General features: G+C 30.3%; 16 protein-coding genes. 14 read left to right on the top strand and 2 right to left on the bottom strand.

Going from position 1 to position 10,900, the window contains the following annotated elements; all coding sequences use genetic code 11:
• Positions 1-158 precede the first annotated feature (158 nt).
• The 3 genes from C8N41_RS16415 to C8N41_RS16405 all read left to right on the top strand — a co-directional run bounded on the left by C8N41_RS16415 (position 159) and on the right by C8N41_RS16405 (position 1,387).
• Positions 159-407, top strand: a complete 249-nt coding sequence (locus tag C8N41_RS16415) for a type II toxin-antitoxin system ParD family antitoxin (RefSeq protein ID WP_019036946.1) — start codon at positions 159-161, stop codon at positions 405-407.
• Positions 400-699 carry a type II toxin-antitoxin system RelE/ParE family toxin gene (locus C8N41_RS16410; RefSeq protein WP_115840058.1) on the top strand — a complete coding sequence of 100 codons (300 nt, stop codon included), beginning with the start codon at positions 400-402 and terminating at the stop codon, positions 697-699. Before C8N41_RS16415 ends, C8N41_RS16410 begins: the two co-directional genes overlap by 8 nt.
• A gap of 166 nt (positions 700-865) precedes the next feature.
• Positions 866-1,387, top strand: a complete 522-nt coding sequence (locus C8N41_RS16405) for a hypothetical protein (protein ID WP_249033296.1) — start codon at positions 866-868, stop codon at positions 1,385-1,387.
• Positions 1,388-1,532: 145 nt separating this feature from the next.
• Here the strand turns inward: C8N41_RS16405 and C8N41_RS16400 are convergent, their stop codons facing one another.
• A complete protein-coding gene (locus C8N41_RS16400) occupies positions 1,533-1,952 on the bottom strand; it encodes a hypothetical protein (protein ID WP_115840057.1) in 420 nt (139 codons plus the stop codon).
• A gap of 2 nt (positions 1,953-1,954) precedes the next feature.
• Complete coding sequence (locus tag C8N41_RS16395; RefSeq protein ID WP_115840056.1) at positions 1,955-2,419, bottom strand: hypothetical protein; 465 nt, start codon at positions 2,417-2,419, stop codon at positions 1,955-1,957.
• 210 nt (positions 2,420-2,629) lie between these two features.
• Here C8N41_RS16395 and C8N41_RS16390 point away from each other — a divergent pair, with 210 nt between their 5' ends.
• The 11 genes from C8N41_RS16390 to C8N41_RS16345 all read left to right on the top strand — a co-directional run bounded on the left by C8N41_RS16390 (position 2,630) and on the right by C8N41_RS16345 (position 10,212).
• Positions 2,630-3,352 carry a hypothetical protein gene (locus C8N41_RS16390; RefSeq protein ID WP_115840055.1) on the top strand — a complete coding sequence of 241 codons (723 nt, stop codon included), beginning with the start codon at positions 2,630-2,632 and terminating at the stop codon, positions 3,350-3,352.
• A gap of 176 nt (positions 3,353-3,528) precedes the next feature.
• Positions 3,529-3,900 (top strand): transposase, encoded by a 372-nt coding sequence (locus tag C8N41_RS16385; protein WP_115840054.1) that lies wholly within the window; start codon positions 3,529-3,531, stop codon positions 3,898-3,900.
• Between the two features lie 8 nt (positions 3,901-3,908).
• Positions 3,909-4,751, top strand: a complete 843-nt coding sequence (locus tag C8N41_RS16380; protein WP_115840053.1) for an IS3 family transposase — start codon at positions 3,909-3,911, stop codon at positions 4,749-4,751.
• Between the two features lie 53 nt (positions 4,752-4,804).
• The gene (locus tag C8N41_RS16375; RefSeq protein ID WP_115840052.1) at positions 4,805-5,311 is read left to right on the top strand and encodes a hypothetical protein; all 507 of its coding nucleotides are present in this window, start codon (positions 4,805-4,807) and stop codon (positions 5,309-5,311) included.
• Between the two features lie 151 nt (positions 5,312-5,462).
• Positions 5,463-6,047: a hypothetical protein gene (locus C8N41_RS16370; RefSeq protein ID WP_115840051.1), complete on the top strand. Its 585-nt coding sequence runs from the start codon at positions 5,463-5,465 to the stop codon at positions 6,045-6,047.
• Between the two features lie 336 nt (positions 6,048-6,383).
• Positions 6,384-7,256 carry a tetratricopeptide repeat protein gene (locus C8N41_RS16365; RefSeq protein ID WP_147298979.1) on the top strand — a complete coding sequence of 291 codons (873 nt, stop codon included), beginning with the start codon at positions 6,384-6,386 and terminating at the stop codon, positions 7,254-7,256.
• A gap of 126 nt (positions 7,257-7,382) precedes the next feature.
• Entirely contained in the window at positions 7,383-8,006 is a 624-nt protein-coding gene (locus C8N41_RS16360; protein WP_147298978.1) for a hypothetical protein, read from the top strand.
• Positions 8,003-8,176: a hypothetical protein gene (locus C8N41_RS17035; RefSeq protein ID WP_170137145.1), complete on the top strand. Its 174-nt coding sequence runs from the start codon at positions 8,003-8,005 to the stop codon at positions 8,174-8,176. The genes C8N41_RS16360 and C8N41_RS17035 overlap by 4 nt, the downstream gene beginning before the upstream one ends.
• Positions 8,177-8,347: 171 nt before the next feature.
• Positions 8,348-8,863: a RidA family protein gene (locus C8N41_RS16355; protein ID WP_115840059.1), complete on the top strand. Its 516-nt coding sequence runs from the start codon at positions 8,348-8,350 to the stop codon at positions 8,861-8,863.
• 19 nt (positions 8,864-8,882) lie between these two features.
• Positions 8,883-9,479, top strand: coding sequence for a DUF6624 domain-containing protein (locus C8N41_RS16350; RefSeq protein ID WP_115840048.1), 597 nt, complete (start codon positions 8,883-8,885; stop codon positions 9,477-9,479).
• A gap of 151 nt (positions 9,480-9,630) precedes the next feature.
• Positions 9,631-10,212 (top strand): hypothetical protein, encoded by a 582-nt coding sequence (locus tag C8N41_RS16345; protein WP_115840047.1) that lies wholly within the window; start codon positions 9,631-9,633, stop codon positions 10,210-10,212.
• The last annotated feature ends 688 nt before the right edge of the window (positions 10,213-10,900 follow it).

The raw sequence follows: 10,900 nt of genomic DNA, 5'->3' as shown, positions 1-10,900 counted from the left end.
TCAAATTATTTTTTTGCCTTCTAAACGGCTTAAAAAAAATCTTTTGAACGTCTAAATTTGAACCAAAAAGAGTCAACCTATTTCAGTATAATACACGAAAATCTAAAAATTTGACTATTTTACCAAAATTTGGTATATTTGAGTAAAATTAAAACGAAATGAAAAATACATCAATATCGCTCGGAAATTATTTTGACCAGTTTGTGCAAACTCAGGTTTCTGCTGGGCGTTACAAAAACGTAAGCGAAGTAATCAGAGCTGGACTTCGATTATTGGAAAATGAAGAAAGTAAAGTAATCGCATTGAGAAATGCAATTCAAGAAGGATTGAACAGTCCTTTAGTTGAAGATTTTGACTTTGACGAAAATCTAAAAAGGTTAAAAGCTGAAAAACGAAAAAATGGCTAAAGTAATATTAAGACAAGAAGCCATAGATGATTTGAACGACATTTGGGACTATACTTTTGAAAAATGGTCAGAAAAACAAGCAGACAAATATTATGCGACAATAAAAATTGCTTGTAATGGAATTGGAGAAAATCCAGACGTTGGAAAAGAATATTACGGAATAAACAAAAACTTACTTGGACTAAAATCCGGAAAACACATTATATTTTATCAATCACTTTCAGAAAATAAAATTGAGGTAATCAGAATTTTACACGAACGAATGGATTTGAAAAATAGATTGACTGAATAAAAAACTACACCCAACAATGTATAAAATTAATTGCTTGGTTCTAGCCTACTTACGAAAATCCTAGCGGATTTTCTATTCAGTTTTTATTTGCTAAATTAGTTGCTTAAACCACGCAACTAATCTTATACGAGACCGTTGTGCAACATATGACCAAAACCGAAAGTTAATGACAAACCGAATTTTAACAGCTCTTACAATTAGAATAGCTGGAATATATTTATTCACGAAAATTTTTGACCATTTTGGTTCTTACTTTTTTTCAGTTTACGGAACTGCTACTATGGCTCGATTTGACGAATTGTTGAGTGAATCGATTGACAAATTCTATTTTACTGGAACATTTCTGACAATAGCGAATATTGTCTTTTCAATATTTCTATTCGTGAAAGCGGAATGGATTGCTAAAAAACTAATAAAAGCGGACAATGAAATAAAAACGGAACTGAACGCTGAATCTCTGACAAAAGTGATTTTATTGACAGTCGGAATTATTTGGTTAGCGAAATTGATTTATCTAATTCCTGATCTAGTTGAATACTGTTCTAAATTTATTTCGAGCATGAATGGAAATGAAGAAATTGAATTACCTGATTTTGCGATAGCGAATTATATTCTAAAAACGATTTTGACACTAATAATAATATTCCGAATTGAAAAAATATCGAATTGGATTATAAAGAAAATATAAAAATACGTTGCACAACAATGTGTATAATTCATTGCTAGTTATAGCCTACTTACAAAAGTCCTCGCGGACTTTCTATCTGTGATTTATTTACTAACTTTAGTGCTTAAACACGCAACGAAATCATACACTAGACCGTTAGCCATAATTATGACCGAACGCTAACTAATTTATCGAATTTGATTGTTTTTTTGGAGTCATCTAAAGACAATTTATATAAATCTTCTGACTGGATACACTCTAAAACTTTTTTATATAAATAAGCTTTTGATTCATCCGTAATGTTATCCGAACCTTGAGAACCTGTTTTAGGATGGACAAACATTAAATACAAAGAATCATTTTTGATTACTAATAAAAAGTAAACTCTAAAACCACCTCGACCACCTAATCTCTTTTTTATATATGGAACATCAATACTGTGGTTTAATCTTACACCTGAACAAAGCTGTTCGGTTGACTTTCCAAAAAAATAAGTGATAATTTCTTGCTCTATTGTTTTATAGGATTTTTTAGATTTTAATTTATCAAATTCAACCTTAAAATCTTCTAAACAATACAATTTCATATCTACACAAGAGAAAGTTTTGAAGTAGTTTCAACAAAATCGGGCATTTCTGGAAGAAAGAAAAATACAGATTCTAAGTCCTCATAGGCTTCTTTTAATTCATCAATAGAATTTTTGAAATCTTTTATTTCTTCTTTAGCGATTCCTTTTCTTCTAAAAGAATTCATTGAAATAAATTGTCTGATTAAAGAAGTTCTTAAATCTTTAGCAGATGAAATTAAATCATTTAAAAGCATTAAACTTTCTTCGTCTAACTCATTAAACCAAGTGATTTTTTCAATTCTTTCACTGACATTATAAATCTTATCGGTCTTTTCTTTTAAACTACTTTTAAAATCAAGAATAGCGTCCAAAAGTGAATTCACTCTTTCTTCGTCCATTAAAGGAGCTTTCTTCTCTTGATAAGAAAAACTTCTGACATTAGAAAAAGTGTTAACAATTTCTGATTTATGTGATAAACATTCCATCTCGAACAACAGTTTTATAATGTGAATTTACAAAATATTAAGCAAATATAAATAACTATGGCTAACAACGTATATAAAAAATAGCTAATTCTGTGCCAAATATTATTGTATTGCTCATTTAATAACGTTATTTTAGTCGGAAAAGTAAGCGTTTCTTTACACGCTACTTTTCATATACAAGACCGTTAGCTGTAATTTGAACAAAACTTTATGGTAGAAAAAAAAGACATCGAAAAATTAATTATTCAGAACAAAAAAAGTACTCTGAAAAATCATTGGAACGATGCGTTTTTTTACAACACAACAAAATACAGCGGAGAAATAAAACCGAATGAACTTTTAATTTGGAGGTCAGCACATTTTTTAAGAAGAGCTTATCCTATTTTTCATCTGACTTTTAACCAAGATGGAGAACTGAACGGAATAAAAACTGAAAAGAATCTTTATCACAAACTTCTGAATAAAATATCAATCGGATTTTTTATTGTACTTGCTTTGGTTTTGTTATTTACGACTGAATTTAAGACTGCCATCATTGGAATAATCGGAATTACTATAATTGGAATTTTATTGCATTTAGTAATGTCAAAAGCAAAAAAATACGAGACAAAAATTCTGACTGACGAATTAAAAGATGCCATAGAAAATTTAGAACGCGAAAATAATCCTGAACTTATAAATAAACCGAAAACGGAATTAAAGAAAGAAAAGGTTAAAGAATGGACTTTTACAAAGATTTTGACAAGACTATTGCTCTATCCATTCTGTCTATTAATGCTTTATTTATGTATTTTAATGATTTTAAATCCTGAGTCACATTACCCAAGACAAAGACCATTAGGAATTATAGGAATCATAATAATTGGAGGATATTTAGTAGCTGACATAATGATTATTGTAAAAAATATAATAAAAAATAAAAACTACAGCTAACACCGTGTATAATTAATTGCTTTGTTCTTGCTTACTTGCGAAAATTCCTGCGGAATTTTCACGGGTTCGTGAAAGTTTGCTAACTTAGTTGCTGAACCACGCAACTAACCATACACAAACACGTTGGCTGCAAGCTTGACTCGTCCTGAAATAAGGCTACATAATTCGAAACAATTATGTACAAAAATGACAAAGTAATTAGACGGTATTCAGAACCTTTCAAACTGAAAATTTTAGCCGAACTTACAACCGGTAAACACACAAAGAGCGAACTTTGTAAACTCTACTCTATTGCACCTACAACAGTCAATGAGTGGATTAAAAAGTATAATCGTAAAGACTTAATGGATACAAGAGTAAAAGTGGAAACTAAAGACGAAATATCCAGAATCAAAGCCCTTCAAAAAGAGATTGAACAGCTTAAAAAACTATTACTAAAAAAGGATCTTGACGCTATGGTATTGGATTCCTACCTAGAAGTAGCTGCAGAAGATCTAGGCTATAAATCAGTTAATGAGCTAAAAAAAAAGCTAAGTATAAAGCCTTAACAAAAGCTATTGAGAAATATAAGGGATTTACTTCTTTAACAACTATAACCCATTGTTTTGGACTTAAACGAGATGCTTATTACAAGTATAAGCACAGAGCTGATAAGCGTTTAAGATTAGAACAACAAATTATAGAAATTGTACGTAAAAGACGTAAATCCCTTCCTAGAGAAGGAGTGCGTAAACTCGAAAAATCACTAAAAGACGATTTTGTAAAAGCCAACTTAAAAGTCGGCAGAGACACTTTATTTAATGTCCTTAGAAAACATAATATGCTTACTCTTAGAAAGAAAACCAGTGCCAGAACCACAAACTCTTATCATCGTTTTTATAAATACAATAACTTGATAAAGGATATGGAAGTTACAAGGCCAAATCAAGTGTGGGTAAGCGATATAACCTACATAAGAACAGTTAAAGGTTTTTGTTACTTAGCTTTAATAACTGATATGTATTCTCGTAAAATTGTGGGCTACGACCTTAGTGATAGCCTAGAACTCAAAGGATGTGTAAGAGCACTAAATAAAGCCATATATCAAGCCAAAAACATTAATCAGCTTATTCATCATTCAGACAGAGGTATACAATATTGCAGTAATGTATACACGCAAATATTAAAAAGAAAAAAGATAGATATTAGTATGACCGATGAGAATCATTGTTACGAAAATGCCATGGCTGAGCGTGTAAATGGCATATTAAAAGACGAATTCTATCTCGACCAGACCTTTGATAACGTAGCACACGCGAAAAGAGCTGCAAAAAATGCAATTAATTTATACAACGAAATAAGATTACATTTATCTTTAAACTATAAAACACCTAATATGGTATATAAATTATCAGCTTAATTCAATTTTAACCTGTAGCCATATTTCAGGACGAGACAGCTGAAACGAAAAAAATGAAAGAAACTATGAAAAATTTAATCATTCTACTTTTTTTAATTCCAATAGGATTGAAAGCACAAGATAATCCTTTGACAATTTTCAAATCATTAGAAAATTATATTTGGATTGCTGAAGGAAAATGGGGAGATGGAAGTACATTTAAGCAAGAGATAAATTTGGAATTTTCATTGGACAACAAAATAATCAAAGTAGAATCTATGGGATTCATAAATAAAGAACAAACTGAATTTGGTTTGAGAAATCACGGAATCCGACAATATGATGAAAAATTAAAAAAAATAAGGTTTTGGGAATTCGATATTTTTGGAAATCTAACAGAAGGAACCGTTGAGGGTGACGGAAAAAATTTGATTTATAAGTATGATTACGGAGGAACGTTTGTAACTGAAATGTGGATTTATAAAAATGAAAAAACATACGCCTTTATTGTAGGTGTTTATGAAAATGGCGAATGGAAACAAAAATTTCTTGAAACTGAATTTACAGGTACACTAAAATAAAGCCAGACAGCCAACAATGGCTATAAGTAATTGCTTGTTCTTGCCTACTTCTGAAAATCCTCGCGGATTTTCAGTTTGGTGTGTACTTGCAAAGTTAACTGCTAAACCACGCAACTACTCATAGCCGAGACCGTTACCATACATTTGAGAAATGAGCATAATCGGAACTAATTTAATGTTTGTACTTATAAAAATCGTGAGCGAAAATAACGCTAACGAAGTCAAATTATATTTAAGTTCGAGTAACTTTTTTTCAAAAGAATTTAATCCAACTGATTTTAAAAAAAACGAACTAACTCTTATCGGAATTGAAAACCGAGAAAAACTGATTTTGGAATTAAACAATTATCTGAATTGCTATATTGACATTGAGAGGTTAGAAAACGGAAAACTTGACTTTTGGAGTGACCAAACTCAAATCGGAGAATTCACAGTAGACAAAATTGAGGAAAAGACAACTGATTTTGATAAAACGGATTGGATTGAAAGCTATGAATACTTGCTAAATGAGTATTTTAAAAAAGAGGAAATAAGTTCCAAAGAGATTAAATTGAATAATGAATTTATAAATAAACTTGAAAAATTTATTGAGCAAGAGCGAATTAAAAATGAACAAAAATCTGACTTTTTTAAGACGGACTCAAATAAACTGAATTCTATAAAAGAGAAATCTGATTTGATTGACAAATTTGAAAATATAAAAAATCAATATCTGACTGAATTAAAAAAAATATAAAAACGTATGGTAACACCGTGTATAGCTCATTGCAGCTGAATTCCTAATCGGAATTCAACGCTTATTCGCTATCTTTGGGTTACGGCGGAAAATCATAGCTGATTTCCCGCAACGCGCCATACACAAAACCGTTGTAGGTAATTTAAAAATGACGAAAAACATACTTTTATTATTCCTTCTAATTACAATCAAATCGTATTGTCAAAAAGTCAATATTTCGGAATTGAATGGAGATTGGATAAAATATAAGATTGAGATGAAAGACGGCAGTAGTTTAATTGACCGTTTCTTGACTGACTCTTCTTACGTTAATTACACTTTTAAAAAATTGGAAATGTGTACACCCATAGAGTAAATGAGGTTTGTTTTCCATTCTCATTAAATCAAAACTTTATCAAAACATCTTCAACTTCTGGCTACGATATAGAAAGAGTAAAAAATGATACGCTGATTCTCTGTGAAAGAATAAGCGGAATGGAAAACGACAAATTAAAGAGGTTCTATTTGGTTAGAGAACAAAAATTATTTAGCGAAATTAAAGATGAAAAAGGAGAAAGTAAAAATCAAGTTGCAAATGAATTCTATACACCAACTTTAAAGTCGAGTTTAATGCTTGAACTGAACAAAGCTTTTAAGAAAAAGCACAGTAACTTTAAAGCTAAAGGAATTATCACGATTGATTTAAAAAATAAGGAGATAAATACAACAATTAATTACTCTAACACATCTGATTCGAGTAAAATTAAAAGAGTAAAAAAAGTAATTGACAAGTCATATAAACTTTGGAAGTTAGATAAATTCGAACACCTTGAAAAGCTTGAAATGCCATTTGTCTTAAAAGACGAAAAAACCAAAACATTTCGTGGAATTTCAATGAAGTTTTTTACTGATTCCTTCTATCAGTTGGACCATTTTTATGGTGGTGACACAAGAGTAATTAAAAAAGCTGGAGAATATTTCAATAAAGCAATAAAGTCTTACCAGAATAAAGATTATGAGGGTTCCATTAAAAATTTCACCAAAAGTTATGAATTAGACCCAAAAAACATAGATGCACTTTATAACAGAGCTGCAATTTTCTTTGAAACTGGAAAACTGGAATTAGCCTGTAAAGACTGGAATGAATTATCTGAACTCGGACAGAAAAAAGGAATTGAATTATTAAAAAATAACTGTAAAAAAACTACCTACAACAATGGCTATAAGTAATTGCTGGTTCTCGCCTACTTTGAAAATTCCTGTGGAATTTCCAACTTGGTGTGTACTTGTAAATTTAAGTGATAACCCACGCAACTACTCATAGCCGAGACCGTTATGTGCAAAATTGAGCAACCTATGAAAAGAAAATTTACATTATTCATTTTACTAATAAATTCATTGATTTCATTCAGTCAAATTAGTACTGAAGAGGAAAAAAAAATACGAATGAATAATAAAATAAGTGAACGACAAGAATATGAGTTCAATTTAAATACTAACGATAGTATTTTAAAAGACATTGATTTTTATGATAATCAGGGAAAACATATAAAAGATAATCGATTTAATGAAAATGGTGAAATACGTTATCAATACATAATTGAATATAACTCTGACGGATTAATGAATAAACAGACAGGTTATAAATTTGGAGAAATATCTACAATTTTGACTTACAATTATGATGAAAATGGAAATAGAACAGAGAATTTTCAACATAGTCCAGATGGTAAGCTATTAACACATCAAAAAAGAATTTATGAAAATAAGTTGAATACAGAATTATATAATAAAAATGTGAAGTTTAATACCTTTTTCTTGAGTTACAAGTATTATTATGACAATAATGGATTATTAAAGAAAACTGAAAGATTTAAAGCAAACGGAAAAAAATTTCAACTTCGAAATATGTTAATGATAAAAAGGATAACACTCTTTTCATTTATGAAAATAAAAAGAGAAAAGGAAATCTTTACTTGACAAAAAAATATAATGAAATAGGACAAATTATTGAAATGATTTATTCTAATGTTAAAAAAAGAATTGAATACAAATACGATTCTGAAAACAATTTAATTGAGGAATTAACCTTTGTTAATGGCGAAATAGATTCTAAAACTAAATATCATTATAAAAAATTCAGCACATAACACTGTGTATAAAAAAATGCTACATTAGTGCTTAAATAAAGATCGTTACTCTTTTGTTACGTCTGATTTTCCTACGGAAAATCCTCGCTCACAAAAACGCAACTTTTCATACACAAACACGTTAGGGGCAATTTAAACCAGCCTTTGAATAAAATGAAAACTAAGAGAAAGATGAAAGACAAAATCAGCTTTAAAGGTATAGTAACAAAGTTATGGTTCTTGTTCATTCTGCTAATTTTGAACGTCAATATTGGATGTCAAGATAAAAGTAATAGCCACCAGAAAGTAATTGGCAAACCTGAAAAGAATACCATAATCAAGGAAAAATGGCATTGGGACAATTCAGCTAAACAAAGCGAAAGTGCTGGATATGCTCAAGTGGTAAAAGTTGGTAATACAATCTATATATCTGGAGTTCCAACATCTGATTTAAGTCCTGAAGGAATAACCAAACTATACAAAACTCTTGAACAATGTTTGAACGCTTTTGGAGCACCCCCAAAGGATGTTGTAAAAGAAACACTCTACACGACTGATATTGAGGAAATGAAAAAACACAATAATGCACGAAAAAATTTCTATCAAGGCGACTATCCAGCAGCCAGTTGGGTTCAAGTTAGCAGGCTATACGAACCAAACGCCAAATTGGAAGTAGATTTAATTGCAGAAATAACCGACCTGAATTAATAAAACAATTTCTCTGTATATGAACACCGTTATCGCTAAGAAGATTATTGAATTAAAAAACAAGGACCTAAAACTTAGAAATGAACTCATAAAAAAGGAAGAACTTTCCAATGGATATAATGAAGAAATGGAAGCATTACACAATACTAATGCAAAAGAATTGAGTCAAATAATTGACGAAATTGGATATCCGACAATAGATAAAGTTGGCAAAGAAGCAAGCGAAGCAGCTTGGTTGATTATTCAACATTCTATCGGACAGCCTGACTTTATGAAGAAGTCGGCAGAAATGCTTAAAAAAGCTGTTCAAGAAAACAAAGCTGACCCAATTAGTCTTGCATATTTGGCTGACCGAATAGCTGTATTTGAAGATAAACCCCAACTCTATGGAACTCAATTTGATTGGGACATTAATGGAGAAATGAATCCTAATCAAGTTGATGATATAGAAAAAGTAAATCAGCGTAGAAAAAATCTTGGGTTCAATTCAATTAAAGAGCAAATTGAGATTATGCAAGAAAGAGTAAGAAAGGAAAATCAAATACCGCCAGAGGATTTTGAAAAAAGAAAAAAAGAATCCAACAAATGGAGAAAATCTGTCGGTTGGATAAAATAAAAACTGCCCCTAACACCGTGTATAATTAATGGCTGGTTCTCGCCTACTTACGAAAATCCTCGCGGATTTTCTGTTCGATTTTTATTTGCTAAATTAGGTGCTTAAACACGCCACTAATCATACACAAAACCGTTGCCAGTAATTAGAGAAAATGGAATATACATTAATACTTCTTGGAATTTTTATTGTTGCAATTTCCAGAGCATATTATCTGGATTATAAAAGTGATAAAGCTGAATTTAATTTCTCTTTAAAAAATGTTGGAAAAAAAGTTATTGAATATTGTTTTGTTCTATTGATAATATTTGGAATTAAATCTGCGTACACTTATTTCATTACTTTAAATAAAACTCACGGAGTTGAATATAACTCTGAACGGTTGAAATTAGGAATCCCACAAATATCAGACAATCTAAAGCACATTCCTGAATGGTCAGAGCAATTCGAAAAGGTTTGGTATGATGAGAATTCAAAAAATGGACATTTCAAGAAAGTTGTTGAATATGGAGTTTTAAATGCAAAATCTGAAACTGACTATTACAAAAATGAAAACAAAAAAGATATTTATGTATGGTCGGAATATGATTTTACCAATAACGCGTTCGAATATTTTATGGAGAAACCTAATGATAAAGTTGCTTCAGTTACGGAAAATGGAAAACTAAAATTTGAAAAACCAAGAATAGAAAAAAAAATAAATCAATCGGAATTTGAAAAGTTTATATCTGAATAAAAACTACTGGCAACACCGTGTATAATTAATTGCTATGTTCTTCCCTACTTGCGAAAATTCCTGCGGAATTTTCACGGGTTCGTAAAAGTTTACTAATTTAGTTGCTTAACCACGCAACTAACCATACATAAACACGTTAGCAAAGATTTTGGTGCTAACTTACAATTTCAACGCAATCACTAATTTCTGTGCTTATTTTCAAACCAAAACTATGCTGGAATTTAAAGCGGAAGATTAAAGAATATTACGCAGGAATTTCTTACTCTTGTGGAACATTACGCACGAATTTAGGCTTACCCAACTTCTGATCATTAAATCAATATTATAGCAATCCTCAACTTTTGGCTGATAAGCGGAATGGCAAAACTTATGGCTGAACTGTTCGCAATTTAAAAAACTCGAAATTAGTTGATTAAATCAATCGATTATGATGTCACGAAAATTAAATTAAAACTTATTCTCTTTGCGCAAAAGATCGAAATTTTAACTCGGAGATTTTTTGGACATTTAAGTCAAAAATGAAACAACGTCTGAAAAACAAATCGTTCGAAAATATACAAAGGAGTAGTTCGCAAAAAGAAAAAACCTTAGCTAACAAAGTACTGTGGCAAAAAACAAGTAAAAACTCATTATTTTTTTACTAAAGTACTTTTATAATTTCCATCATATATTAACCCTGATTTAGCTA

The sequence above is a fragment of the Winogradskyella sediminis genome (genome assembly GCF_003387355.1).
Taxonomy (GTDB): Bacteria; Bacteroidota; Bacteroidia; order Flavobacteriales; family Flavobacteriaceae; genus Winogradskyella; species Winogradskyella sediminis.
This window is presented reverse-complemented; position numbering and strand designations above follow the sequence as displayed.